The following is a 25,949-nucleotide window of genomic DNA, read 5'->3' on the forward strand; positions in this document are numbered from 1 at the left end:
GCGTACCCATCGGTAACTCCTAGGGTTGACTTATGCGCCGAGCCAAAATCGTCTGCACACTTGGGCCTGCCACGGACTCATATGAGCGCATCGCGGCGCTCGTTGAAGCCGGAATGGACGTCGCCCGACTCAACCTGAGCCACGGCGACCACCGCGAACACGAACTCCGCCTCCAGCGCGTCCGCCGCGCCGCCACCGAAAAAGGCCGCAGCGTCGGAATTCTCGCGGACCTCCAGGGACCCAAGATCCGGCTCGGCACCTTCCTCGAAGGCCCCGTACTCCTCGAACCCGGCGACGAATTCACCATCACCACCGAAGACGTCCCCGGCAACCAGCACATCTGCGGCACCACCTACAGCGGCCTCGCCGCCGACGTCACCCCCGGCGAACGCGTCCTCATCGACGACGGCCGCGTCGCCCTCCAGGTCACCGCCGTCGACGGCCCCCGCGTCCACACCCGCGTCACCGAAGGCGGCCTCGTTTCCGACCACAAAGGCATCAACCTCCCCGGCGCCGCCGTCTCCGTCCCCGCCCTCTCCGCCAAAGACGTCCAGGACCTCCGCTGGGCCCTCCGCGCAGGCGCCGACATCATCGCCCTCTCCTTCGTCCGCAACGGCGACGACATCAAGGACGTCCACCGCGTCATGGCCGAAGAAGGACGATTCCTCCCCGTCATCGCCAAAATCGAAAAACCCCAAGCAGAACAGAACCTCCAGGACATCATCGACGCCTTCGACGGCATCATGGTCGCCCGCGGCGACCTCGGCGTCGAAATCCCCCTCGAACGCGTCCCCCTCCTCCAGAAGCGCGCCATCGCCCTCGCCAAACGCAACGCCAAACCCGTCATCGTCGCCACCCAGATGCTCGACTCGATGATCGAGTCCTCCCGCCCCACCCGCGCCGAAGCCTCCGACGTCGCCAACGCCATCATGGACGGCACCGACGCCGTCATGCTCTCCGGCGAAACCAGCGTCGGCCGCTACCCCATCGACACGGTGCGCACCATGAGCCGCATCGTCGCCGCCGCCGAAGACGACCTCCTCTCCCACGGCCTCACCCCCCTCGCCGACAGCCACAAGCCCCGCACCCAGGGCGGCGCCGTCGCCCGAGCCGCCGCCGAGATCGGCGACTTCCTCCAGGCCACCCTCCTCGTCGCCTTCACCCAGAGCGGCGACACCGCCCGCCGCCTCGCCCGCTACCGCTCACCCATCCCCGTCATCGCCTTCACCCCCGACCCCGCCACCCACGCCCAGCTCACCCTCACCTGGGGCGTCGAAACCCACCTCGTCCCCACCGTGCAGACCACCGACGACATGGTCGCGCAGATGGATGAGCAGCTCCTCCGCCTCGGCCGCTGCCGCCGCGGCGACACCGTCGTCATGACGGCCGGATCGCCGCCCGCCACCCCTGGCACCACCAACCTCGTCCGCGTCCACCACGTCGGCGAGGACGACGCCCCCCGCTGAGCCCACACAGGTGCCACGTCTGAAGGGTCCCGCCGCCGCCACCGGCGCCGGGACCCCTTGTCACGTCCACCACCACCGTGATTGGCTCGTCTCACCCGCAGCGAAAGCGCTTACCGAAGACAGCGCGGCGCCCCGGCAACGTCCCACCGGGCACCCGAGGAGACCGCCACGTGACCGCCGGCCAGCTCCTCACCTGGTAAGGAACAGAAGGACAGCAGCCCATGACCCTGGAAAACCCCCTCCCCGGCGCCATCGGCCTGAGCCACATCACCCCCTACGACTGGACCGCCACCGACGGCGTCCGGGGCGGCAGCCCTCACATGCACACCGCCTGCACCGAGGCCTACGTCGTCACCGCCGGAAAGGGAGCCGTCCAGACCCTCAGCCCGCAGGGCTACCACCACACCCCCCTCGAACCCGGCACCATCGCCTGGTTCAGCCCCGGCACCGTCCACCGCATGATCAACGAGGACGGGCTCAAGGTCACCGTCCTCATGCAGAACAGCGGCCTCCCCGAAGCAGGCGACGCCGTCTTCACCTTCCCCGCCGAGATCCTCGCCGACCCCGAGCGCTACGCCGAAGCCGCCGCCCTCCCCGCCAAGGAAGGCCCCGAAGCCGAGAAGGCCGCCCGCGCCCGCCGGGACCTCGCCATCGAGGGCTACCTGCCCATCCGTGACGCCCTCCGCGACGGCGACCCCGAACCGCTGCGCGCCTTCCACGCCGCCGCCGCCCGTCTCGTCTCCGGCCGCGTCGCCGCCTGGCGCGCCCGCTGGCGCGACGGGGCGCTCGCCGCCGCCGAACGGACCGGCGCACACCTCGACGCTCTGGAGAAGGGCGACCCCACCCACCTGTGGCAGGCCGCTATGAACACCACCGGCCCGACCCGCGCCGCTGGCTGCGGCATGTGCGGCCACCGCCAGGAGTACGAGGTCCCCGGCGTCACGCTCCCGGCCTGACGCGGGTCAGTACTTGGGCCCCACGTGCGCGTCCATCAGCGCCACGGACGCCTTGCGGGCGATCGAGACGTTGAACGGAGCGCCGTTGCGTTCCAGGATTCTCCACTCGGCCCCTACCAGGTCGAGAGCATAGGTAAAGAGCCCTCGGATGTCGTCAGAGCGGTTACTGAAGAAGTACCGAGCGTATTCGTACCGTTTCCTCTCGCCCGCGACTGACTTGGTCGTCCAGTTGGTGACGCGGCAGCCGTCGGAGTGGATGCAGCCCCGGATGAATGCCCAGGCGTATCGATCCACGAGCGCGTGCTGCCAGGGCTCCAGCGCGATATGGCGGTCGTGCTTCCTCCCTGCACCGTGCTGAGGGAAGAGGCATGTCCAGTGGTGTGTGAACGACTTCACTTCCGTGCAGCCCTTCAGCTGACGGTGCCGGATCCGCGGCGTGACCATCACGGCCCTCATGGCGTCTTCGGCTGCCGTGATCAGACCGGGCCAGAGGTCGTCACAGAAGATCGAGAGATGATGCTGACCAGGACGGGAAACGATGTGGCCGTCCCCTAGATACAACCCGAGGAGGTAGACGTAGGCGCGCTCGTCGAAATCACGGGGTGTGCAGCGTGGGCAGTCGTGCGGTCGCTGGAAGGGCACACCGAGGGACCGGCGTTCTTCAGAGCGCCACCAGGAGATCGTGCCAGGCGGGACCCGGAGTCGCTCGGCGACCGAGGCTACCGTGGCACCGCCTCTCAGCAGTGTGAGCGCTTCCGTACGGATGGCGGGGGGATAGGACTTCACACGCGCACAGTCGCAGACGGGCCAGTGCCGAGGGGAAGAGAAGGAAGAACATCACTCGGCTGAGTGACCCTTGTGCCGGGTGCGGGATTCGAACCCGCATGCCCTATCGGGCGGAGGTGTTTGAGACCTCTGTGTATCCCGGTTCCACCAACCCGGCATGTTCATCGCCACAGAAGTCTATCCGTTCCTGGCAGCCGCAAGCCACTAGGTACCCTCGTCAGTGGCCACCTTGTACGAACCGAGGAGCAGCGTGAGCACCCCCGACGTTCCGGATGAGAACCCCACTCCCGCCGAAGCCGCCTCTGCTGCGGAGGGGAGCGACGCGCACGTGCCGCCGCAGACGACGCGTGTCGTGATCGCCGAGGACGAGGCCCTGATCCGGATGGATCTCAAAGAGATGCTGGAGGAGGAGGGCTACTCCGTCGTCGGTGAGGCGTCGGATGGCGAGCGTGCCGTGGAGCTGGCCCGGGAGCTGCGGCCGGACCTGGTGATCCTGGACGTGAAGATGCCGGTGATGGACGGGATCTCGGCGGCGGAGAAGATCGCTGCCGAGGCGATCGCGCCGGTGCTGATGCTGACGGCGTTCTCGCAGCGGGAGCTGGTGGAGCGGGCCAGGGACGCGGGTGCGATGGCGTACCTGGTGAAGCCGTTCAGCAAGAGTGACGTGGTTCCGGCCATCGAGATCGCGGTGTCGCGGTTCCATGAGCTGAAGGCGTTGAGCGGCGAGGTGGCGGACCTGACGCAGCGGCTGGAGACGCGGAAGCTGGTGGACCGGGCGAAGAGCGTGCTGCAGACGCAGTACGGGCTGACGGAGCCGGCGGCGTTCCGGTGGATCCAGAAGACGTCGATGGACCGCCGGCTGTCGATGCGGCAGGTGGCGGAGGCCGTGCTCCAGGACGCGGCTGAAAAGGCGCAGAAACAGCAGAAGTCCCAGAAGTAACTTAGGTTTCGTCTCTGTGGGCGAGTGCAGGTAAAACTGCCCATAACTTGATACGTAGTGGTATGGCGCGTCCCTTTTCTGGGGCGCGCTTCTGTTTTGCCTGGCATAAGGCCGATCTTGGCTGGATCATCCGCTTACCGGCGGGTCGTGTTGTGTTTCGGGCATGTGGCGCAGGTCACGAGGAGATCACAACTGTCGCCGTGGAGTGTCTGTGAAGCTTCCGGGGCAATAGATTCCGCTGCACGCCGCACCGGTGTTCGTTGGTGCGTGTCATCGGTGCGGCTTGTTCGTTGTTGCTAGGTCCGCTTCCAGGGGGTTTTGTCGTGCTCGGAAGAACCGTCGTGAGGTGCGCGATACCCGTCGCGGCCGGTGCGTTGCTGCTGACCGGATGCGGCGGTGGCGGAAGCGATGCGGTCAAGATCGCCTTTCAGGGGCCGCTTTCAGGGGACAACGTCGCGCTGGGGGAGAACATGGAGCGCGGCATTCAGCTGGCGATCGATGAGGCGAACGCTTCGGGGGACTATGACTTCGAGATTGAGTACTTCCCGACGGACGACGCGGGGCAGGAGGGGCAGGCCAACACGGCGGCGCAGCGGGCGATCGATGACCCGGCGGTGGCGGCTGTGATCGGTCCCGCTTTCTCCGGCCCGGCGAATGTCGCCGGGCCGTTGTTCGGTGAGGCGGGGCTGGCGGCGGTGTCGACGTCGGCGACGGATCCGTCGTTGACGGAGCAGGGTTTTCCGACGTTCCTGCAGGCGGTTCCGGCGGACAGTCTGCAAGGGGCGGCGATGGCTGAGTTCCTGGCGGCGCAGGACGGCGTGGAGACCGTGATGGTCGTGGACAACGTGACGCCGTACGGGGAGGGTCTGGCGGATGTCGCGGCGGCGGACCTTGCGGATGCGGGGATCGAGGTGCTGCGGGAGAGCGTGCCGGAGGACACGGTGGATTACGGCAGCGCCGCGCGGACGGTGGTGAACTCCGGTGCTGATGCCCTGATTTACGCGGGTTACTATGCGGCGCTTGGTCCGTTCGCGACGCGTTTGCAGGAGGCGGGCTTCGACGGGATCGGGGTGTCGGGGGACGGTTCGAACGACCCGGAGCTGCTGAATCTGGCGGGGGGCGCGGTGGAGGGCTGGTATCTGACCTGCCCGTGTACGGATGCGTCGGAGAACCAGGCGACGCAGGCGTTCGCGGAGCGGTACGAGGAGGAGTTCGGGGTGGCGCCGGGGACGTACTCGGCGGAGTCGTACGACGCGACGAACATGATCATTGAGACGATTGCGGAGCTGGGTGGGGATCCGTCGCGTGAGGAGCTGTACGAGGCGCTGGCGAATGCTGAGTACGAGGGGCTGACGAAGACGTTCTCGTTTACGGAGAGCGGGGCGCTGGCGAACGAGACGATCTACTTCTACCAGGTTGAGGGTGGGGAGATCGGTTATCTGGGGGAGACGAGCGAGCTGGTGGGCGGCTAAAAGCGGTCGCTGGTGGGCCTGGCCGGTGCGGGTCGTGTGGCTCGTGCCGGCCGGGTGCGGCCGTGGTGTCTGGTCCGGTTCTCTTGTTGAGGAAGTCCGTGCATGTCTCCTTCGGATTTTTGGGACGTTCTTGTCCTGGGCGTGGTGCTGGGTTCGCTGTATGCGGTGATTGCGATTGGTTACACGCTGGTGTATGGCGTGCTGCAGCTGCTGAACTTCGCGCATAGCGAGGTGTTTATGTCGGGGGGGTTTGGTGGGCTGATTGCGCTGACGATTGTGGAGCCGGTGGCTGAGCCGTCGGTGGTGCAGTCGGCGTGGTATGTGGTGCTGGGGATGTGTGCGGGGGCGGCGCTGGGGGGTGTGGTTGCGTTCGGTCTGGAGCGGGTGGCGTACCGTCCGTTGCGGCGGCGGCATGCGCCGCGGCTGGTTTTTTTGATTACGGCGGTGGGGGCGTCGTTCTTCCTGTACAACCTGGCGGGGAAGCTGTTCGGGCGTCAGCCGATTCCGATGCCGGATATGTATGAGAATCGCCGGTTGTTTTCGGTGTTTGGTGCGTCGGTGAATGTGACGCAGGCGATCATCGTGGTGGCGGCGGTGCTGATGCTGGTGGGCGTCGATTTTGTGGTGAACCGGACGAAGCTGGGGTCGGGTATCCGGGCGGTGGCGCAGGATCCGGAGGTGGCGTCGCTGATGGGGGTGGATATTGACAAGGTGGTGTCGCGGACGTTTGTGCTCGGGGGGCTGATGGGTGGGGTCGCCGGGTTCTTGTTCGGGACGAATCTTCAGGTGGAGTACACGATGGGTTTTCTCCCCGGGATTACGGCGTTTGCGGCGGCGGTGCTGGGGGGCATCGGGAATGTTCGCGGGGCGATGCTGGGTGGTTTGACGCTGGGGATCGTGGAGGCGTTCACGGTGGAGCTGACGAGTGATTCGTGGCGGTATGTGGGCGCGTTTGCGGTGCTGGTGCTGGTGCTGATGTTCCGGCCGACGGGGATCCTGGGTGAGCGTGTGGGGAGGGCGGCGTGAGCGCGGGTGTGTCCGTGGCGGGGCTGCGGAAGAGGGCGTGGTATCAGCGGCCGCGGTGGCGTCGGCTGGGGGCGCTGCTGGTGACGGCGGTGGTGCTGGCGCAGGTGACGGGGGAGCAGGGGGTCAGGGGGGATCTGTTCGCGGCGCTGGAGGCGAATGCTACAGGGCCGGGGATGTGGCTGTGGCTGGGGGTGGCGCTGCTGGTCTGGGTGGTGCGGGAGTTTCTGCACGACTGGGTGCGGGGTGTGGTGTCGGGGGTGCGTGAGGGGGCGGCGCGGCCGGTGGCGGGGCCGCGTGAGGCGCTGGGGCTGCAGGGGGCGCCGTGGTGGGCGGTGCATGTGTGGCTGCCGGTGATGGTGGTGCGGGGGGTGCGGTATGTCGCGGAGTTGGTGCGGCGTGACCGGCGGCTGCGGTGGGGCGGGATGGCGGCGTTGCTGCTGTTTCTGGTGTTTCTGCCGTTGATGGTGGCGACGTACTGGCAGCAGGTGCTGGTGGACCAGATCGGTGTGTATGTGCTGCTGGCGATCGGGCTGAATGTCGTGATCGGCTGGGCGGGGATGCTGGATCTGGGGTTTATCGCGTTCTTTGCGATCGGGGCGTACAGCGCGGCGTACTGGACGGGTGCGCTGCCGGTGAGGCCGCCGGTGGAGCTGAATAACTTTCTGGTGATTCCGGTGGCGGTGGTGACGTGCTTGATCGCGGGGGTGTTGCTGGGGGCGCCGACGCTGCGGCTTCGGGGTGACTATCTAGCGATTGTGACGCTGGGTTTTCACGAGATTGTGTATCTGATGGCGCGGAACTGGACGGATGTGACGGGGGGTACCCGGGGGACGTCGCCGGAGCGGGTGGACAACTTTTCGCTGGATCTGGGTTTCCTGTCGTATGAGTGGGGGCTGGATCCGGTGCCGTATTACTGGTTGCAGCTCGGGTTCGCGGTGCTGATTGTGTTTTTGTTTATGCGGCTTGAGCATTCGCGGGTGGGGCGGTCGTGGACGGCGATCCGTGAGGATGAGATCGCGGCGGCGGCGTCGGGGGTGGACACGGTGCGGTTCAAGCTGCTGGCGTTTGCGATCGGGGCGTCGACGTCGGGTGTGGCGGGTGTGATCTACGCGAGCAAGCAGGGGTTCATCAACTCGGAGATGTTCGTTGTTCTGATGTCGGTGCTGGTGCTGTCGTATGTGATTTTCGGCGGCATGGGGTCGATTCCGGGTGTGATGGCGGGGGCGGCGTTGCTGGTGTGGCTGCCGGAGGCGCTGCGGGATTCGGTGGATCCGGCGGACCGTTACATGTATCTGGGGGCGGTGCTCGTGGTGATGATGATTTACCGGCCGCAGGGGCTGATTCCGTCGCGGCGGCGGCAGCGGGAGCTGCGGCTGGCGGAGGGCGTTCCGGCGTCGGCGTCGGTGTCGGCGTCGGTGTCGGGGGGTGAGAAGGCGTGAGCGGTGTGGATGAGATTCTGCGTGCGAGCGGTGTGACGCTGCGGTTCGGGGGGCTGACGTCGCTGGACGGGGTGGACCTGCGGGTGCGCCGGGGTGAGATTCTGGCGGTGATCGGTCCGAACGGTGCGGGGAAGACGTCGCTGTTCAATTCGCTGACGGGGGCGTATGTGCCGCAGGAGGGCAGCATTGTGTTCTGTCCTCGGGGCGGAGGGCGGCATGAGCTGCGGGGGCGTAAGCCGTTCCGGGTGAACCGGCTGGGGGTGGCGCGGACGTTTCAGAACATCCGGTTGTTCGGGGCGTTGACGGCGCTGGAGAACGTGAAGATCGCGGTGGAGGCGCGGCAGCGGACGGACGCGTTGTCGATCATGCTGGGGCTGCCGAACGCGCGGCGTGATGAGGCGGTCAGTGACCGGCGGGCGCATGAGGTGCTGTCGTTTGTGGGGCTGGAGGGCCGGCTGAATGAGGTGGCCTCGCAGTTGAGTTACGGGGAGCAGCGGCGGCTGGAGATTGCGCGGGCGCTGGGGTCGCAGCCGGAGCTGCTGCTGCTGGATGAGCCGGCGGCGGGGACGAATCCGACGGAGAAGCGGGAGCTGGAGGAGCTGATCCGGCGGATTAATCGTGAGCTGGATGTGAGTGTGCTGTTGATCGAGCATGACATGCGGTTGGTGATGTCGGTGGCTGACCGGGTGGTGGTGCTCAATTTCGGGCGGAAGATCGCGGAGGGTGCGCCGGATGAGGTGCAGCGGGACAGTGCGGTGATTGAGGCGTATCTGGGTGCGCCGGCGGAGGGGGGTGCGTCGCGGTGACGCTGCTGGAGCTGCGTGATCTGCGGGTGGCGTACGGGGCGATTGAGGCGCTGCGGGGGGTGTCGCTGTCGGTGGGGGCCGGTGAGGTGGTGGCGCTGCTGGGGGCGAATGGGGCGGGGAAGTCGACGACGCTGCGGACGGCTTCGGGGATGCTGCGGCCGGTGTCGGGTGAGGTGGTGCTGCGGGGGGAGCGGGTGGACGGTATTCCGTCGCATCAGCTGGTGCGGCTGGGGGTGGGGCATGTGCCGGAGGGGCGGCGGGTGTTTCCGCGGATGACGGTGCTGGAGAATCTGCGGATGGGGGCGTACCGGTTGCGGCGGCCGGATCCGGGGGATCTGGAGCGGGTGTTTGCGTTGTTTCCGGTGCTGGCGGAGCGGCGGCGGCAGGTGGCGGGCACGCTGTCGGGGGGTGAGCAGCAGATGCTGGCGATCGGGCGGGCTTTGATGGGGAAGCCTGAGGTGCTGCTGCTGGATGAGCCGTCGATGGGGCTGGCGCCGCTGATCGTGCAGCAGATTTTCGGGATTCTGCGGGAGATCAGTGCCCAGGGCACGACGCTGCTGCTGGTGGAGCAGAACGCGGCGCAGGCCCTGGAGCTGGCTGACCGTGGGTATGTGCTGGAGACGGGGCGGGTGGTGATGTCGGGTCCGGCGGGGGAGTTGCTGGCGGATCCGCGGGTGCGTGAGGCCTATCTGGGGGAGTCGCCGGAGGAGTCGGGGGTGGGCTGAACGGCGGGGCGCAGGGCGCAGGTGAGGCGGGCGGTGCTGACGCGTTTGCCGTTGTCGTCGGTGATGATGATGTCGTAGGTGGCGGTGGTGCGGCCGGTGTGGGCGGGGGTGGCGGTGCCGGTGATGGTGCCGGTGCGGACGCTGCGGTGGTGGGTGCAGTTGAGGTCGACGCCGACGGCGATTTTGCTGGGGCCGGCGTGGAGCATGGCGCCGATGGAGCCGAGGGTTTCGGCGAGGACGGCGGAGGCGCCGCCGTGGAGGAGGCCGTAGGGCTGGGTGTTGCCGTCGACGGGGAGGGTGCCGGTCACGCGTTCGGGGGCGGCGGTCAGGACGCGGAGGCCCATGCGTTCGCCGAGCTGGCCGGCGGAGAAGAGTGCGGGGAGGTCGATGCCGAGGCCGGCCCACTGTTCGATGATGTGCGGCGGGAATTCGGTGGTGGTGTCGCCCATGGGGGGTGTTTTTACCAGGCCGGGTCAGGGGCGGGGCGCGGGGGTGAGGCGGATCACGAGGGATTTGCTGGCGGGGGTGTTGCTGGTGTCGGCGGTGTGGTCGAGGGGGACGAGGACGTTGGTTTCGGGGTAGTAGGCGGCGGCGCAGCCGCGGGCGGTGGGGTAGTGGACGACGCGGAAGCCGGGGGCGGTGCGTTCGGTGCCGTCGTCGGCTTCGCTGGTGAGGTCGGCGTAGTCGCCGTCGTTGAGGCCGAGGGCGCGGGCGTCGTCGGGGTGGACGAGGATGACGCGGCGGCCGTTGCTGATGCCGCGGTAGCGGTCGTCGAGGCCGTAGATGGTGGTGTTGTACTGGTCGTGGGAGCGGAGGGTCTGGAGCAGGAGCCGGCCGGGGGGTGTGCGGGGCCAGGTGACGGGGGCGGCGGTGAAGTGGGCTTTGCCGCTGGGGGTGGGGAAGCGGCGGTGGTCGCGGGGGGCGTGGGGGAGGGCGAAGCCGCCGGGCTGGGCGACGCGGGTCTCGAAGTCGTGGAAGCCGGGGATGGTGCGGGCGATGCTGGCGCGGATGGTGCGGTAGTCGCGGGCGAACTGTTCCCAGGGGGTGGTGGAGCCGGGGCCGAGGACGCGGCGGGCGAGGCGGGCGATGAGGGCGGGTTCGGACAGCAGGTGAGGGCTGGCGGGGGCGAGGCGGCCGCGTGAGGCGTGGACGATGCCCATGGAGTCTTCGACGGTGACGAACTGGTCGCCGTCGCGCTCGGTGCGTCCGAGGACGGGGAGGATGAGGGCGCGGGCGCCGGTGACGCAGTGGGAGCGGTTGAGCTTGGTGGAGACGTGGACGGTGAGGCGGGCGCGGCGCAGGGCGTCTTCGGTGGTGGTGGTGTCGGGGGCGGCGGCGGCGAAGTTGCCGCCGAGGGCGAAGAAGACGCGGGCGCGGCCGTCGCGGAGGGCGCGGATGGCGCTGACGGTGTCGAGGCCGTGGTGGCGGGGCGGGGTGAAGGCGAACTCGCGGGTGAGGGCGTCGAGGAAGGCGGGGTCGGGTCGTTCGGTGATGCCCATGGTGCGGTCGCCCTGGACGTTGCTGTGGCCGCGGACGGGGCACAGGCCGGCGCCGGGGCGGCCGATGTCGCCGCGCAGGAGGAGGAAGTTGACGATTTCCTTGATGGTGGGGACGGCGTGGCGGTGCTGGGTGAGGCCCATGGCCCAGCAGACGATGGTGGAGCGGGCGCCGAGGATGGTGTCGAAGGCGCGTTCGATCTCGGTGCGGGTGAGGCTGGTGGCGGCGAGGGTGGTGTCCCAGTCGGCGGTGCGGGCGGCGGCGGCGAGGTCGTCGAAGCCCAGGGTGTGGTCGCGGATGAATGCGGCGTCGTAGGCGCCGCGTTCGATGAGGAGCTTGTTGAACAGGCGGAAGAGGGCCTGGTCGCCGCCGATGCGGATCTGGAGGTACTGGTCGGTGAGCTGGGTGCCGGGTCCGGCGAGGCCGCGGGGGGTCTGCGGGTTGCGGAAGCGCATCATGCCGGCTTCGGGCAGCGGGTTGATGGTGAGGATGGTGGCGCCGGCGGCCTTGGCGCGTTCCAGCGCGGTGAGCATGCGGGGGTGGTTGGTGCCGGGGTTCTGGCCGGCGACGATGATGAGGTCGGCCTGGTAGAGGTCGTCCAGCAGGACGCTGCCCTTGCCGACACCGATGGTTTCGGTGAGGGCGGAGCCGGACGACTCGTGGCACATGTTGGAGCAGTCGGGCAGGTTGTTGGTGCCGAATTCGCGGGCGAAGAGCTGGTAGAGGTAGGCGGCTTCGTTGCTGGTGCGGCCGGAGGTGTAGAAGACGGCCTGGTCGGGGTGGTCGAGGGCGTGGAGTTCCCCGGCGATGAGGGCGAAGGCGTCGTCCCAGTCGATGGGCTGGTAGTGGGTGGCGCCTTCGGGCAGGTACATGGGGTGGGTGAGGCGGCCCTGCTGGCCGAGCCAGTAGCCGGATCGGGTGGCGAGTTCGCTGACGGGGTGGGCGGCGAAGAACTCGGGGGTGACGCGGCGGCGGGTGGCTTCCTCGGCGATGGCTTTGGCGCCGTTCTCGCAGAATTCGGCGGTGTGGGGGGTGCCGGGTTCGGGCCAGGCGCAGCCGGGGCAGTCGAAGCCGTCGTGCTGGTTGACGCGCAGCAGGGTGAGGGCGGTGCGGCGGGTGCCCATCTGGCGGTGGGCGGCGCGCAGGGCGTGGGTGATGGCCGGGAGGCCGGCGGCGCTGCGGCGCGGGGGGCGGGTGCCGGGGGCGTCCTGGACCGGGTCGGAGGCGGGCGGCTGGGCGGTCATGGGGCGGCTCTCCCTTGGCTGGGGGTCGGGGCGGGCCACGCGCGTCCGTGGTGGGCCCAGGGTAGCTGGGGTGGCCGGGCTGTCAGTGGTCCGTGGCAGGATCGGCTGCGTGGCTGAGAACGTGGCTGAGAACGCATCGCTGTCGTCGTCCGCTCCCCGCCTGCTGCTGCTGGACGGGCATTCGCTGGCGTACCGGGCCTTCTTCGCGTTGCCCGCGGAGAATTTCACGACGGCGGTGGGCCAGCCGACGAACGCGATCTACGGGTTCACCTCCATGCTGGCGAACACGCTGCGTGACGAGCAGCCGACGCATGTGGCGGTGGCGTTCGACGTGTCGCGGAGGACGTGGCGTTCGGAGCGGTACGCGGAGTACAAGGCCACGAGGTCGCAGACGCCTGATGAGTTCAAGGGGCAGGTGGAGCTGATCGGCGAGCTGCTGGACGCGATGCGGGTGCGGCGGTTCGCGGTGGCGGGGTTTGAGGCGGACGACGTGATCGCGACGCTGGCGGACCGGGCGGCGGCCGAGGGGTTCGAGGTGTCGATCGTCACGGGCGACCGGGACACCTTCCAGCTGGTGAACGAGCGGGTGACGGTGCTGTATCCGACGAAGGGCGTGTCGGAGCTGACGCGGTTCACGCCGCAGAAGGTGGAGGAGAAGTACGGGCTGCCGCCCGCGCTGTACCCGGATTTCGCGGCGCTGCGCGGTGACCCGTCGGACAACCTGCCGGGGATTCCGGGGGTGGGGGAGAAGACGGCGGCGAAGTGGCTGGCCCAGTTCGGGTCGCTGGAGGCGCTGCTGGAGCGGGCCGGTGAGGTGAAGGGGAAGGCGGGGCAGAACCTGCGGGAGCGCCTGGAGTCGGTGCGGCTGAACCGCGCGCTGACCGAGCTGGTGCGGGATGTGGAGCTGGGGTGTGACCCGGCGGATCTGGTGCGGCAGCCGTATGACGTGCCGGCGCTGGAGGGGCTGCTGGACGCGCTGGAGTTCCGGAACCCCAATCTGCGGGAGCGGCTGTTCGCGGTGGACCCGGGGGCGGCGGAGCAGGAGGAGCCGGCCGGGGAGGGCGTCGAGGTCGACGGGGTGGTGCTGTCGTCGGGCGGCCTGGCGCCGTGGCTGGCGGAACACGGCGGCGGGCGGCTGGGCCTGGTGACGGTGCAGGACTGGAAACTGGGCGCGGGCAGTGTGCACGCGGTGGCGCTGGCGGCGGCGGAGGGCCCGGCGGCGTGGTTCGATCCGGCGGGTCTGGATGAGGCGGATGAGCGGGCGTTCGCGGCGTGGGCCTCGGACGCGTCCCGCCCGAAGGCGGTGCACCAGTCGAAGGAGGTGCGGCGGGCGTTCGCGGAGCACGGCTGGGAGCTGGCGGGTGTCGTCGTCGACACGGCGCTGGCGGCGTACCTGGTGCAGCCGGGGCGGCGCCGGCTCAGTCTTGACGCGCTGAGCGAGGAGTTCCTGGGCCGGGAGCTGGTGCCCGCGGGGGAGGGCGCGGGGCAGCTGGCGCTGGACGGTGCCCTTGCGGACGCGGAGGAGGCGGAGGCCGAGGCGCTGATGCGGCAGGCCAGGGCGGTGCTGGACCTGGGGGAGGTGCTGGGGGCGCGGCTGGCGGACGTGGGGGCGGCGGAGCTGCTGACGGATCTGGAGCTGCCGGTGTCGGAGCTGCTGGCGCGGATGGAGCGCGCGGGCATCGCGGCTGACCGGGCGTGGCTGGAGCGGCTGGAGCAGCAGTTCGCGGCGGCGGCGCAGGAGGCGGTGGCGCAGGCGCACGCGTCGGTGGGGCATGAGTTCAATCTGGGCTCGCCGAAGCAGCTGCAGGAGGTGCTGTTCGGGGAGCTGGCGCTGCCGAAGACGAAGCGGACCAAGACGGGCTACACCACGGACGCGGACGCGCTGACGTGGCTGGCGACGCAGACGGAGCACGAGCTGCCGGTGATCATGCTGCGTCACCGTGAGCAGGCGCGGCTGCGGGCGACGGTGGAGGGGCTGATCAAGACGATCGCCTCGGACGGCCGCATTCACACCACGTTCCAGCAGACGGTGGCGGCCACGGGCCGGCTGTCGTCGACGGACCCGAACCTGCAGAACATCCCGGTGCGTACGGATGAGGGGAGGGCGATCCGGCGGGGCTTCACCGTGGGCGAGGGATACGAGTGCCTGCTGACGGCGGACTACAGCCAGATCGAGCTGCGGGTGATGGCGCATCTGTCAGAGGACGCGGACCTGATTGAGGCGTTCACGTCGGGTGAGGACCTGCACACGACGGTGGCGTCGCAGGTGTTCTCGGTGCCGAAGGACCGCGTGGACGCGGAGATGCGCCGCAAGATCAAGGCGATGAGCTACGGGCTGGCGTATGGCCTGTCGGCGTTCGGCCTGTCGCAGCAGCTGGGGATCACCTCGGAGGAGGCGCGGGCGCTGATGGACACGTACTTCGAGCGGTTCGGCGGGGTGCGTGACTATCTGCGGCGGGTCGTGGACGAGGCGCGCGCCACCGGGTACACCGAAACGATGTTCGGGCGGCGCCGGTATCTGCCGGACCTGACGAGTTCGAACCGGCAGCGCCGGGAGATGGCGGAGCGGATGGCGCTGAACGCGCCGATCCAGGGCACGGCGGCGGACATCGTGAAGATCGCGATGCTGCGGGTGGACGAGGCGCTGGCGCAGGCGGGCCTGTCGTCGCGGCTGCTGCTCCAGGTGCACGACGAGATCGTGCTGGAGGTGGCGCCAGGTGAGCGGGAGCGGGTCACCGAGCTGGTGGTGGACCGGATGGCGGGGGCGGTGCGGCTGCGGGCGCCGCTGGACGTGTCGGTGGGCGCGGGCGCCACGTGGGAGGCGGCTGCGCACTGACGGGCGCACCGCGGGCCGCCGGGCGGCGCCGGGCGATTCTGGTATGGGAACCGCACCTGTCGTACTGTCGTCCCGGTCATCGGAGACACGTATGGGAGGGGTGCGCGTGGCGTTGCGCAGTGGGGGTCGCAAGGGCAGGGTCCGTAAAGGCCTGTCGGGCTCGGCGGTGGCGGCGGCCGCGATGGCGGCGCTGACGGCGTCTCAGTCACCGGAGGTCATCGCGGGCCAGCCCGACGACGCGCGGGAGCCCGGTGCCGCCGCTGCCGAGCAGCCGGATGACGCGCTGCGCGGGGGCACGGGCGACGGGCTGCCCTACCACACCGATCTGCCGCCGCTGGACGGTGTCGAGCCTGACACCGGCGAGGACGGCGGAGGCGGCGGCAGACCTGGTCCGTCCGGCCCGCTGCCGGAGGAGGCGGGTATCCCGGCCACTGTGCTGGACGCGTACCGGCGAGCGGAGGCGGCGCTGGCCGGCACCCGGCCGGGCTGTGGTCTGGACTGGGAGGTGCTGGCCGCGATCGGGAAGGTGGAGTCGGGCCACGCCCGCGGCGGTGCCGTGGACGCCGACGGGACGACGACGTCCCCGATCCTGGGGCCGGTGCTGAACGGCGACGGCTTCGCCCGCATCACGGACACCGACGGCGGCGCCTGGGACGGCGACACCACGTTCGACCGGGCGGTCGGCCCGATGCAGTTCATTCCGTCCACCTGGGCGGTGTGGGGTGCCGACGGCAACAACGACGGCGTCCGTGACCCGAACAACGTGTACGACGCGGCGCTGGCCGCGGGTGAGTACCTGTGTGCCGGGGACCGGGATCTTGGCACGGAGGCGGGCCTGAACCGGGCGCTGCTCAGCTACAACCACTCGTGGGATTACGTGTGGACCGTGCGTGCCTGGCTGGACTTCTACCGGGACGGCGCCCGCGAGGTGCCTGACGGGCAGGGCCCGCTGCCGACGAGCCCTGGCCCGGGCAGCCCGGAGGGCCGGGACAGCGGCCGTGACACGGACCGCACGGACCGTGACCGCCCGCGGGGCGAGGACTCGCGCGGCGGCTCGTCCACGCCGCCGGCCAGCGCGACGGGCGGCGTGTCACGGCCCGGCGGCCAGGAGGACGAGCAGGACAGCGGCGACGAGGAACGCCCGGACCCGTCTCCTGCCGACCCCGGAGAGGAGCGTCCCGGCGACGGTGACGACGGCGGCCCGGAGGAGCCCGGGCAGCCGGAGGAGCCGGGCGAGCCGGAAGAGCCTGAGCAACCTGGCAACCCGGATGAACCGGGCGACCCGGAGGAGCCGGAGGAGCCGGGCGGCCCGGAGGAGCCTGGTGACCCGGAGGAACCGGTTGATCCTGGCGAACCCAGCGATCCCGGCGATCCGGAGGAACCGGGCCAGCCAGGTGCACCGGACTGCCCGGTCGAACCGGATGATCCGGAAGACGCGGATGATCCGGAAGGCCTGGAGGAATCAGAAGATCCCGAAGAATCTTCCCCGATTACGGGCGAGTCCGCTGGGGAGCAGGACGCTAAGACGCCTCCCAGTGCCGAGGAGCCCGGCGACGGCTGCGAGGACCCTGAGGAGCCTGAGCAGCCCGAGGAGCCTGAGGAGCCGGAGCCGTCTCCTGAGCCAGGCCTGCCTGGCGCCACGGCGCCCGGCACGCCCGCAGTCACCCGTCCGGGTGGTTGATCGTGCCGGATGCCCCCCGGGTGCGCCTGCGGGCGTGCTCGGGGGGAGCCGCCTTTCCTGACCTGCGGCGGTGGCCGTAGAATCCAGGTCCTAACGCGCCGTGCGCCCGTCAGCGCTTGCCGTGCCGCAGCACGAGGCACCACCGTTTCGTGGCGGTTTCGGCCGGAAAGTGGCCTTGATGGGGGGAACCGCGCATTGACCCTGCTCCAAAGCGCCCGTATGCTATAAGACGCGCTGCGGGCCTGCGCGCCTCGGACGGAGCAGGCCGCGCTCGCAACTGTTGTATGTCCCCTCGGTTGTCGAGGCGCTTCCGGCTACGGAGCTGAGAGCGCCTCTCAGGCTGTCCGGCTTCGGCAGTGCGATACGGGCCTTCGGCGTATGCAGTGCCTACGACTTCATGTCCGCACCGGAGCCCTTTACCACATGACGAGCAGCACCGAGCCCACCGTGACCACTCCGCAGGTTGCGGTCAACGACATCGGTTCCGAGGAAGCCTTCCTCGCCGCGATCGACGAGACGATCAAGTACTTCAACGACGGCGACATCGTCGACGGCGTCATCGTGAAGGTCGACCGGGACGAGGTCCTGCTCGACATCGGTTACAAGACCGAGGGTGTAATCCCCTCGCGAGAGCTGTCGATCAAGCACGATGTCGACCCGAACGAGGTCGTCGCCGTCGGTGACGAGATCGAGGCCCTTGTCCTGCAGAAGGAGGACAAGGAAGGCCGCCTCATCCTGTCCAAGAAGCGTGCCCAGTACGAGCGTGCGTGGGGCACGATCGAGAAGATCAAGGAAGAGGACGGCATCGTCACCGGAACGGTGATCGAGGTCGTCAAGGGCGGCCTGATCCTCGACATCGGGCTGCGTGGCTTCCTCCCGGCCTCGCTCGTGGAGATGCGCCGCGTCCGTGACCTCCAGCCCTACGTCGGCAAGGAGCTCGAAGCCAAGATCATCGAGCTCGACAAGAACCGCAACAACGTGGTCCTCTCCCGCCGTGCCTGGCTGGAGCAGACGCAGAGCGAGGTCCGCCAGACCTTCCTCACCACCCTGCAGAAGGGCCAGGTGCGCTCCGGCGTCGTTTCCTCGATCGTCAACTTCGGCGCCTTCGTGGACCTCGGCGGCGTGGACGGTCTGGTGCACGTCTCCGAGCTGTCCTGGAAGCACATCGACCACCCCTCCGAGGTCGTCGAGGTCGGCCAGGAGGTCACCGTCGAGGTTCTGGACGTGGACATGGACCGCGAGCGCGTCTCGCTGTCCCTGAAGGCCACCCAGGAAGACCCGTGGCAGCAGTTCGCCCGGACGCACCAGATCGGGCAGGTCGTGCCCGGCAAGGTCACGAAGCTGGTGCCGTTCGGTGCGTTCGTCCGGGTCGACGAGGGCATCGAGGGCCTGGTCCACATCTCGGAGCTGGCCGAGCGCCACGTCGAGATCCCGGAGCAGGTCGTCCAGGTCAACGACGAGATCTTCGTGAAGGTCATCGACATCGACCTGGAGCGCCGCCGGATCAGCCTCTCGCTGAAGCAGGCCAACGAGAACTTCGGCCCGGACCCGCTGGCGGTCGAGTTCGACCCGACCCTGTACGGCATGGCCGCCTCCTACGACGAGCAGGGGAACTACATCTACCCCGAGGGCTTCGACCCGGAGGCCAACGACTGGCTGCCGGGGTACGAGAAGCAGCGCGAGGAGTGGGAGCGCCAGTACGCCGAGGCGCAGGCCCGCTTCGAGCGGCACCAGGCCCAGGTCATCAAGTCCCGGGAGGCCGACGCCCAGGCCGAGGCGGAGGCCAGCGGTGCGGCCGGCCAGTCCGGCTCGGGCGGCTCGTACTCCTCGTCGGGCGGCGATGACTCGGGCGCCCTCGCCTCGGACGAGGCGCTGGCGGCGCTCCGCGAGAAGCTGGCCGGCGGGCAGAGCTGACCCCGGTTCACCAGTTCTGACCCACGCACGGCCGGGGGCCCGTTCCGCAGGGAGCGGGCCCCCGGCCGTCGTGCGCGAGACCGCTCACCACCTCGGGGGAATGCCCCTGCGGTACGGTGCGTTATGCCCGGTACACGGGAGACGGCAGAAGGAGTGCGGTGACGTTGCGCGACCCGCAGGAGTTGTACGCGTGGGATCCCCGCGGCCTTGAGCAGGCCGAGCAGGCGATAGGGGGCCCGGACAGCGCCGGCCCGGTGCTGCTCTACTACTTCGACGGCTTCATCGACGCCGGAGAGACCGGCAGCCAGCTCATCGAGGAGCTGCTGGAGGGCAGAGAACGCGTCACGGTCGCCCGGTTCGACCACGACCGGCTGATCGACTACCGTGCGCGCCGCCCGCCTATGACGTTCCGCCGTGACCGCTGGAGCGCCTACGAGACGCCCGCGCTCGAGCTGGTCCTGCTGCACGACGCGACGCGGCAGCCGTTCCTGGTGCTCTCCGGTCCCGAACCCGACGTGGAGTGGGAGGCGTTCGCCGCCGCCGTGCGCCAGATCGCCGAGCGGCTGCGGGTCCGTCTCGCCGTCAGTTTCCACGGCATCCCGATGGGTGTGCCGCACACGCGGCCCGTGGGCCTGACGCCCCATGGGAACCGGTCGGACCTGGTTCCCGGTCAGCGGAACCTTTTCGAGGAGGCGCAGGTCCCGGGCAGCGCGGGGGCGCTGGTGGAGCTGCGGCTGTCCGAGGCGGGGCGTGACGTGCTGGGCGTCGCGGCGCACGTCCCCCACTACATCGCCCGGTCCCGGTACCCCGACGCGGCGCTCGTCGTCCTGGAGGCGATCACCGCGGCCACCGGCCTGGTGCTGCCCGAGGCGGTGCACGCGCTGCGCAGCCGGGCCGTGAAGACACAGGACGAGATCGAGCGGGAGCTCGCCGAGGGCGACTCCGAACTCGTCGCCGTGGTGCGGGGACTGGAGCAGCAGTACGACGCGCTCGCCGGGGCCGCGACCCGCGGCAGCCTGGTCGCCGAGCCGGTGGAGCTGCCCTCGGCCGAGGAGCTGGGAGAGGTCTTCGAGCGGTTCCTCGCCGAGCGCGAAGACGACGACTGACGCGCCGGCGGCCCCCGCCCGCGGGGCCCGCGCCCGCGGGGCCCGCCGCCCGGGGCGGTCCGGCCGCCCCGGTACCCTTCGGCCCATGCTCACTGTGGGACTGACCGGCGGCATCGGCGCGGGCAAGAGCGAGGTGCTGCGGCTGCTCGCGGAGCGGGGGGCCGTGACCATCGACGCCGATCGCCTGGCGCGGGAGGCGGTCGCGCCCGGTACCCCCGGACTGGCGGCGGTCGTCGCCGAGTTCGGGCCCGAGATGCTCACGCCCAGCGGCGAGCTGGACCGGGCCAGGCTCGGTGCGGTGGTCTTCGCCGACGACGCGCGCCGCGCCGCCCTGAACGCCATCGTGCATCCCCGGGTCAGGGCACGGGCCGCCGAGCTGCGGGCGGCCGCCGGCCCCGGCGCCATCGTCGTCGAGGATGTGCCGCTGCTCGCGGAGAACGGGCTGCAGGACGACTACGACGCGGTGATCGTCGTGGACGCCTCCGATGAGGTGCGGCTGAAGCGGCTGACGGAGCAGCGCGGCATGAGCGAGGAGGACGCGCGGGCACGGATGGCCGCGCAGGCCAGCCGCGAGGAGCGGCTGGCCATCGCCGACTTCGTCGTGGACAACAACGGCACCCGGGCCGAGCTGCGGCAGCAGACGGACGCGCTGTGGGAGCGGCTGCGGCGACTGGCCCGCGAGCGGGGGCAGGCCGCCCGGTAGCGGCCGGCCCCCGCCGCCGTCACAGGTCCTTCTGGGCCCGTTCGATCTCCCGCTGGGGATCGCGCAGGTACGCCCGGGTCTCCCGGACGACGAGCCGCGACAGTATCAGCAGGCCGATCAGGTTGGGCAGCGCCATCAGCCCGTTCGCCACGTCGGAGAACAGCCAGATGGTCTGGAGGTTGGAGACCGAGCCGACGTAGACCATGGCGACGAACAGGACGCGGTAGGGCATGATGGCCCGCACGCCCCACAGGCTCTCCACGCACCGGTCGCCGTAGTAGCCCCAGCCGATGATGGTGGACGCGGCGAAGAAGATGATGGAGATGACCACCACGTGGCTGGCCCAGTCGCCCAGGCCCTCCTGGAAGGCGGCGATCGTCATCGGCGCGCCTTCCTCGACGCCCGGGTCGTCCCACACGCCGGTGACGACGATGGTCAGGCCGGTGAAGCTGACGACGACCAGCGTGTCCAGGAACGTCTGGGTCATCGACACCAGGCCCTGGCGGGCGGGGTGCGAGGACTGGGCCGCCGCGGCGGCGATGCCGCCGGTGCCCAGGCCGGACTCGTTGGAGAAGATGCCGCGCGCGACGCCCCAGCGGATGGCTTCCATCACGGCCGCGCCCGCGAAGCCACCGGCGGCGGAAGTCCCGGTGAAGGCGTCGGAGACGACCAGGCTGATGGCCGAGGGCAGCTCGCCGATGTTGGCCGCGATGACGGTGACGCAGCCCAGGACGTAGAGGACGGCCATGAGCGGCACGAACGCGGCCGTGACCTGGCCGATCACCTTGATGCCGCCGAGGATGACGACCGCGGCGCCGATGGTGAGGATCACGCCGGTCACCCAGGTGGGGACGCCCCACTCGGAGTCGGCCGAGGTCGCGACCGTGTTGGCCTGCGTGCCGTTGCCGATGCCGAACGCGGCGATGGCGCCGGCGGCGGCGAAGAACACCGACAGGAACACGCCGAGCCGGCCGGGGATGCCCTGGCGCAGGTAGTGCATGGGGCCGCCGCTCATGCGGCCGGTGGCGTCCTTGCGGCGGAAGCGGACGCCGAGGAACGCCTCGGAGTACTTGGTCGCCATGCCGAACAGGCCGGTGATCCACATCCAGAACAGCGAACCGGGGCCGCCGAGGTAGAAGGCGGTGGCGACGCCCGCGATGTTGCCGATGCCGATGGTGGCGGCCAGCGCGGTGGTCAGCGCCTGGTAGTGGGAGATGTCGCCCTCGCCCTTGCCGTCCGGCTCCTTGCGCTGGATGAGGGCCAGGCGGAGCGCGGGGAACAGCTGCCGGACCTGGAGACCGCGCAGCAACACGGTCAGGTAGATACCGGTCGCGAGGAGGAGGGGAATGAGCAGAAAGGGGCCAACGATGAAGTCGGAAGCCTCACTCAGGAAATCATCAAGCCAATCCATGTCCTGCACCCTGGGTTGATATGGACCGCACCGCACCACCGGAAGGACGGCAGGCTATCCGGTCAGCAGGCGCGCGGAAAAGTCACTCGCGCCTCTTCGTGCTCCCGCGCGCCAGGAGTGTCGGGAAGCGCCGCAAACGCGCCCCGGCCGAGCCGGTTACGCTCTAGAGTTGCCCTGTGGCCGAGGAGACACGGAACGCGGTGACCGGCCCGGCGCGGGTGGGATCCCTCATCCAGGCCGGACGCGTCGACGCCCTCCACCAGCATTTCCATCTCGCGCCGCCGCCGGGGCCCATCCCCCGGCAGCTCCCCGTGACAGGGGCCCATTTCGAGGACCGGGAAGAGGAACGGCGCCGGGTGCTGGCAGCCGTGGCGGGCCGTTGCGGCGATGCGGACCCGGCCCGGCCCCGCATCGTCGTGCTCAGCGGGGTCGGCGGCATCGGCAAGACGACCCTGGGCCTGCGCCTGGCGCACGAACTGGCGCCGCGGTATCCCGACGGCGCGCTCTACGTCGACCTCGACGAATGCCGCTCCGACGGCGCCGCCGACATCTCCCAGGCCCTGGCGCTGCTGCTCGGCGGCCACGACGAGTGGCTGCCCGCGGGCCTCGCCGGGCGGCGGGCACAGTACCGGGAACGGACCGCGGGGCTGCGGCTGCTGGTCGTCGTGGACAACGCGCGGTACGAGGCCGAGACCGAACCCCTCCTCCCGGCCTCGCCCCACGCGCTGGTCATCGTCACCAGCCACGCCCGGTTGCCGGGGCTGGAAGCGGACGACGCGGTGTCCGTGCCGCTGGGGCCGCTGAAACCCGAGCACTCCATAGCGCTGCTGCGCCGCGTCGCGGGCGATGCGCGGCTGTCCGCCGATCCGGCGGCCGCGGACGAACTGGTCCGGATATGCGGCGGGCTGCCCGCCGCACTCCGCGTCGCCGGGCAGTGGATGCGCGCACACAGCCGGTGGCGGCTGCCCCGGCTGGTCGCGGAGTTGCGGGCTGAGCTGAACCAGAAAGGGCTGCCAGTGGTGGAAGCAGTATGGGACGCGGCCTACCGCGGGCTGTCGGCCCGCGCTGCCCGGTTGTACCGGCTGCTGGCCGAGCACCCCGCCGCCCATTTCCCGCCGGAGTCGGCCGCCGCGGCCCTCGGCGAGGGCCAGGACGCCGCCGACGACGCGCTGGACGAGCTGGAGCGGGCGAGCCTGCTGGAGGTCCGGCTGGATGGCCATCTGTACCTGCACGGTCTGCTGCGCGCGCACGCCCGGCGCCGCGCCCGCGCGGCAGGGGACGCGGCCGAGGCACGCCAGGCGGCGCGGCGGGTGGTGCGCTGGTACCGGCGCCAGGCCGAGCGGGCCGACGAACTGGTGGCGGGCCCCCGGATGCGGCTCGCCACGGCGGTGGAGGAGCTGCCGTACGCGCCGGACGTGGCGTTCGACGGCGGGGCGGACGGCGCCCGGCGGTGGCTGGAGCACGAACGCGTCGCGCTGTACGGCTGCGTGCGGCTGGCGTTCGCTCACGGGGAGGACACCGAGGCGTGGTCGCTGTGCGAGCCGCTGTGGACGCACTTCATGAACCACCGGCACTACGCCGACGCGATCGATGTCTTCCGCATCGGCGTGGAGGCGGCCGGGCGGGACGGTCACCCCGCCGCCCAGGTGCGCATGCGCTGCCAGCTGGCGCGCCCGCTGTGGGAGACCGGGCAGTTCGACGAGGCGGGGCACGAGGTGCGGGCGGCAGAGCGCACCGTGTCGGCGCTGCCGGACGCCGACCCCCGGCTGCTGCCGTCGGTGCTGGAGTTCGGCGGCAGGCTGCGCGCCGAGCAGGGCGACTGGGAGGACGCCGCGGCGGCGTTCGAACGCGCCCGGCGGCTGCACGCGGACGCCGGCAACGGCTACGGCGTGCTGCTCCAGACCCATCTGCTGGGGCAGGCGGCGGCGCGGCTCGGGCAGCACCGGCGGGCGGCCGCGCTGCTGGAAGAGGTCCGTGAGCGGGCAGCCAAGGAGGGGCGCACGCGCCTCGCCGGCCGGGCGGCGCACGAGCTGGGGCTGGCGCTGGCGGCGCTGGGAGACGCCGGGCAGGCGAAGGAACGGCTGACCGAGGCGCTGGTGAACGCGCGCCGCCGCGGCTCGGGTTACGACGAGGCGCGGGCGCGGGAAGCGCTGGCCGCGCTCGCCGAGTCGCTGGGTGACGCCGGGGAGGCGGCGGAGCACCGCGCGGCGGCGCGGGCCCTTCAGGCGCGGGCGGGCGCGCTGCCCCAGCCGCCGCACCCGTCGCCCGGTGCCTCGCCCGGTGTCTCGCCCGGTGGCGTCCCGCCGGCAGCCTCGGAGAGCTGAACGCGGATGGTCAGCGGCCCGGCCAGGCAGCGCAGTGTGGCCGGGAGCGGCGGCGGGCCGGGGCGGCGGGTGAGCCAGGCGTACGCGGCGGACAGCACGGCGGGAAGCGCATCCGGGCGTACCCGGCCGCCGCTGCCCGACGCCGCGCGCGGCGACACGCTCAGCAGCCCGCCGCCGCGCACCCGCAGCAGGCACCGGCCGTCCGGCAGGATCACCGCGGCCGTGCGGCAGCCGGGGTAGTCGGCCAGCGCACGGGCCGTCCAGCCGTCCTCGGCCTCGGCGCGGCGGTACAGCAGCGCGGCGCTGAGTACCTGGCGCAGCGCCGCCCGGTCGGCCTCGGCCGCGACGTGCGCGCCGGACGGCGGCAGGGCGGCGGTGAGCGGGCGCCGTTCCACGCGGACCTCGTCGCCGTCGGCCTCGGCCAGGACGCTGTGGGCGGCGACGGGGCGCGGCCTGGTGACGGGGTCCGGCAGCGGCTCGGGCACCGGCGGCTCCAGGGGCGGGTCCAGGGCGAGCAGCCGGTACAGCTCCGCGCGCAGCAGGTCGAGTGCGCGGCCCTGGGCGGCGAAGGCGGGTTCGGCGAGCCGCCGCGAGGCGCCGGGCCGGTGGGCGGCCAGGGCGGCGTCGAGCTGTCCGGCAAGCGGCGTGCCCTCGGCCGTCTCCAGGCGGGGCACGGTGCGCAGCAGGGTGTCCATGGGGCTGCCCGGGATGAGTTCGCCGCCGCCGTCGCAGGCGGCCAGCAGGGGGAGGTCGAGCGCGGCCGCGTACAGGGCGGTGGAGCCGTGGTCGGTGACGACCAGGTCGGCGGCGGTCAGGACGGCCGCCCACTCCTGGTGCGGCCGGGCGAGGAGCAGCCCGGCGCGCAGCGCGGGATCGAGCCACTGGGCGAGGACGAACGGGCCGTGGCGGACGTGCTCGTTGGGGTGCAGCACCAGCGCCACCTGGTAGGCGTCGCAGGGCAGACCGGTGACCAGGCGCAGCGGGAGGCCGGGGTGGCGGGCGAAGAGGGAGTGGGGGCCCCAGGTGGAGGTGAGGACGATCAGGCGGCGGTGCCCGGTGCCGAGCGCCTCGCGGTAGCGGTCGCGGCGGGGGAGGGACTCGCGGAGGCGTTCCAGCGTGGGATCGCCGGTGACGACGGCGGGCTCGGCGGCGGCGGGGCTGGCATGGGCCAGCCGGGCGAGCTGGCTGGGGTGGGCGAGGGCGTGGAGCGAGGCGATGGGTTTGCCGAGGCGGAGCAGGCGCGCCGGATCCAGGCCAGGCGGCTTGCCGTAGCCGGCGCCGTGGGGGAGGAGCGCCAGCGGCGGCCGCAGCAGGTGGAGCGCGCCGTTGGGGCTCGCGGCGATGGCGAGGTCGTGGTGGCGGGTGACGGCCTCGTCCCAGGGGATGGTTCTGGCTCCCGCGCCCTCGAGGGCGGCGAAGGCGTCGGCATCGAAGCGGGAGCCGGGGACGAGCGTGAAAGTGACGGTGACGCGGTGGTCCCCGGCGAAGACGGGGAGGGCGTCAAGGAGGCGGTGGAGGGTCGTGGCGGACCGGACGACGCAGAGCACGGCACGGCTCGCTGTCTCGCTGTCTCGCTGCCTCGCTGCCTCGCTGCCTCGCTGCCTCGCTGCCTCGCTG

Annotated in this window: 19 protein-coding genes and 1 tRNA gene; 14 read left to right on the forward strand and 6 right to left on the reverse strand. The window is 70.9% G+C overall.

Translation table 11 applies throughout. From position 1 onward, the window contains the following. Positions 1 to 32 precede the first annotated feature (32 nt). Positions 33 to 1,466, forward strand: coding sequence for a pyruvate kinase (gene pyk, locus JK356_RS09240; RefSeq protein WP_201867096.1), 1,434 nt, complete (start codon positions 33 to 35; stop codon positions 1,464 to 1,466). 221 nt (positions 1,467 to 1,687) lie between these two features. Continuing rightward, positions 1,688 to 2,422: a cupin domain-containing protein gene (locus JK356_RS09245; protein ID WP_201867097.1), complete on the forward strand. Its 735-nt coding sequence runs from the start codon at positions 1,688 to 1,690 to the stop codon at positions 2,420 to 2,422. A gap of 6 nt (positions 2,423 to 2,428) precedes the next feature. Here the strand turns inward: JK356_RS09245 and JK356_RS09250 are convergent, their stop codons facing one another. Together JK356_RS09250 and JK356_RS09255 are read right to left on the reverse strand one after the other, a co-directional pair. Next, positions 2,429 to 3,208 carry a helix-turn-helix domain-containing protein gene (locus tag JK356_RS09250; protein WP_201867098.1) on the reverse strand — a complete coding sequence of 260 codons (780 nt, stop codon included), beginning with the start codon at positions 3,206 to 3,208 and terminating at the stop codon, positions 2,429 to 2,431. A gap of 73 nt (positions 3,209 to 3,281) precedes the next feature. After that, positions 3,282 to 3,365 (reverse strand) — tRNA-Leu (locus tag JK356_RS09255). A gap of 93 nt (positions 3,366 to 3,458) precedes the next feature. Between JK356_RS09255 and JK356_RS09260 the strand changes: the two genes are divergently transcribed. From JK356_RS09260 to JK356_RS09285, 6 genes are all read left to right on the forward strand, one after another. Then, positions 3,459 to 4,148: an ANTAR domain-containing response regulator gene (locus JK356_RS09260; RefSeq protein ID WP_201867099.1), complete on the forward strand. Its 690-nt coding sequence runs from the start codon at positions 3,459 to 3,461 to the stop codon at positions 4,146 to 4,148. A gap of 323 nt (positions 4,149 to 4,471) precedes the next feature. Continuing rightward, positions 4,472 to 5,620, forward strand: coding sequence for a branched-chain amino acid ABC transporter substrate-binding protein (locus JK356_RS09265; protein WP_201867100.1), 1,149 nt, complete (start codon positions 4,472 to 4,474; stop codon positions 5,618 to 5,620). Positions 5,621 to 5,722: 102 nt separating this feature from the next. Beyond that, a complete protein-coding gene (locus tag JK356_RS09270) occupies positions 5,723 to 6,646 on the forward strand; it encodes a branched-chain amino acid ABC transporter permease (RefSeq protein ID WP_201867101.1) in 924 nt (307 codons plus the stop codon). Further along, a complete protein-coding gene (locus JK356_RS09275; protein WP_201867102.1) occupies positions 6,643 to 8,085 on the forward strand; it encodes a branched-chain amino acid ABC transporter permease in 1,443 nt (480 codons plus the stop codon). The genes JK356_RS09270 and JK356_RS09275 overlap by 4 nt, the downstream gene beginning before the upstream one ends. Before the next feature lie 5 nt (positions 8,086 to 8,090). After that, positions 8,091 to 8,891 (forward strand): ABC transporter ATP-binding protein, encoded by an 801-nt coding sequence (locus JK356_RS09280; protein ID WP_307815489.1) that lies wholly within the window; start codon positions 8,091 to 8,093, stop codon positions 8,889 to 8,891. Further along, positions 8,888 to 9,616: an ABC transporter ATP-binding protein gene (locus JK356_RS09285; protein ID WP_201867104.1), complete on the forward strand. Its 729-nt coding sequence runs from the start codon at positions 8,888 to 8,890 to the stop codon at positions 9,614 to 9,616. The genes JK356_RS09280 and JK356_RS09285 overlap by 4 nt, the downstream gene beginning before the upstream one ends. On the opposite strand, the gene JK356_RS09290 is transcribed toward JK356_RS09285, so the two are convergent. Both JK356_RS09290 and JK356_RS09295 read right to left on the reverse strand, forming a co-directional pair. Next, the gene (locus JK356_RS09290) at positions 9,577 to 10,065 is read right to left on the reverse strand and encodes a PaaI family thioesterase (RefSeq protein WP_201867105.1); all 489 of its coding nucleotides are present in this window, start codon (positions 10,063 to 10,065) and stop codon (positions 9,577 to 9,579) included. The genes JK356_RS09285 and JK356_RS09290 overlap by 40 nt on opposite strands. Positions 10,066 to 10,089: 24 nt before the next feature. Continuing rightward, complete coding sequence (locus tag JK356_RS09295; RefSeq protein ID WP_201867106.1) at positions 10,090 to 12,357, reverse strand: FdhF/YdeP family oxidoreductase; 2,268 nt, start codon at positions 12,355 to 12,357, stop codon at positions 10,090 to 10,092. Positions 12,358 to 12,466: 109 nt separating this feature from the next. On the opposite strand from JK356_RS09295, the gene polA reads away from it, so the two are divergent. The 5 genes from polA to coaE all read left to right on the forward strand — a co-directional run bounded on the left by polA (position 12,467) and on the right by coaE (position 20,597). Then, complete coding sequence (gene polA / locus JK356_RS09300) at positions 12,467 to 15,193, forward strand: DNA polymerase I (protein ID WP_307815490.1); 2,727 nt, start codon at positions 12,467 to 12,469, stop codon at positions 15,191 to 15,193. A 106-nt stretch (positions 15,194 to 15,299) separates the two neighbouring features. Next, positions 15,300 to 16,874, forward strand: a complete 1,575-nt coding sequence (locus JK356_RS09305; protein WP_307815491.1) for a lytic transglycosylase domain-containing protein — start codon at positions 15,300 to 15,302, stop codon at positions 16,872 to 16,874. 423 nt (positions 16,875 to 17,297) lie between these two features. Continuing rightward, positions 17,298 to 18,788 (forward strand): 30S ribosomal protein S1, encoded by a 1,491-nt coding sequence (gene rpsA, locus JK356_RS09310; RefSeq protein ID WP_201867109.1) that lies wholly within the window; start codon positions 17,298 to 17,300, stop codon positions 18,786 to 18,788. Between the two features lie 164 nt (positions 18,789 to 18,952). Beyond that, complete coding sequence (locus JK356_RS09315; protein WP_201867146.1) at positions 18,953 to 19,894, forward strand: proteasome assembly chaperone family protein; 942 nt, start codon at positions 18,953 to 18,955, stop codon at positions 19,892 to 19,894. 85 nt (positions 19,895 to 19,979) lie between these two features. Further along, the gene (gene coaE, locus JK356_RS09320; protein WP_201867110.1) at positions 19,980 to 20,597 is read left to right on the forward strand and encodes a dephospho-CoA kinase; all 618 of its coding nucleotides are present in this window, start codon (positions 19,980 to 19,982) and stop codon (positions 20,595 to 20,597) included. A 19-nt stretch (positions 20,598 to 20,616) separates the two neighbouring features. Here coaE and JK356_RS09325 read toward each other — a convergent pair whose 3' ends face one another. Next, entirely contained in the window at positions 20,617 to 22,008 is a 1,392-nt protein-coding gene (locus JK356_RS09325; RefSeq protein WP_201867111.1) for a sodium:alanine symporter family protein, read from the reverse strand. Between the two features lie 176 nt (positions 22,009 to 22,184). Here JK356_RS09325 and JK356_RS09330 point away from each other — a divergent pair, with 176 nt between their 5' ends. Beyond that, positions 22,185 to 24,332, forward strand: coding sequence for a tetratricopeptide repeat protein (locus JK356_RS09330; RefSeq protein ID WP_201867112.1), 2,148 nt, complete (start codon positions 22,185 to 22,187; stop codon positions 24,330 to 24,332). Here the strand turns inward: JK356_RS09330 and JK356_RS09335 are convergent. Beyond that, the gene (locus JK356_RS09335) at positions 24,230 to 25,879 is read right to left on the reverse strand and encodes a translation initiation factor 2 (RefSeq protein WP_307815498.1); all 1,650 of its coding nucleotides are present in this window, start codon (positions 25,877 to 25,879) and stop codon (positions 24,230 to 24,232) included. The two genes, JK356_RS09330 and JK356_RS09335, sit on opposite strands and share 103 nt — an antisense overlap. Positions 25,880 to 25,949 lie beyond the last annotated feature (70 nt).

Source organism: Streptomyces sp. 7-21 (assembly GCF_016741785.1).
Taxonomy (GTDB): domain Bacteria; phylum Actinomycetota; class Actinomycetes; order Streptomycetales; family Streptomycetaceae; genus Streptomyces.

What these genes read in the sequence shown, in the direction of transcription:
- JK356_RS09325 (WP_201867111.1), bottom strand. Translation starts at nt 22,008, where the DNA reads ATGGATTGGCTTGATGATTTCCTGAGTGAGGCTTCCGACTTCATCGTT.
- pyk (WP_201867096.1), top strand. Translation starts at nt 33, where the DNA reads ATGCGCCGAGCCAAAATCGTCTGCACACTTGGGCCTGCCACGGACTCA.
- JK356_RS09290 (WP_201867105.1), bottom strand. Translation starts at nt 10,065, where the DNA reads ATGGGCGACACCACCACCGAATTCCCGCCGCACATCATCGAACAGTGG.
- coaE (WP_201867110.1), top strand. Translation starts at nt 19,980, where the DNA reads ATGCTCACTGTGGGACTGACCGGCGGCATCGGCGCGGGCAAGAGCGAG.
- JK356_RS09245 (WP_201867097.1), top strand. Translation starts at nt 1,688, where the DNA reads ATGACCCTGGAAAACCCCCTCCCCGGCGCCATCGGCCTGAGCCACATC.
- JK356_RS09295 (WP_201867106.1), bottom strand. Translation starts at nt 12,357, where the DNA reads ATGACCGCCCAGCCGCCCGCCTCCGACCCGGTCCAGGACGCCCCCGGC.
- rpsA (WP_201867109.1), top strand. Translation starts at nt 17,298, where the DNA reads ATGACGAGCAGCACCGAGCCCACCGTGACCACTCCGCAGGTTGCGGTC.
- JK356_RS09270 (WP_201867101.1), top strand. Translation starts at nt 5,723, where the DNA reads ATGTCTCCTTCGGATTTTTGGGACGTTCTTGTCCTGGGCGTGGTGCTG.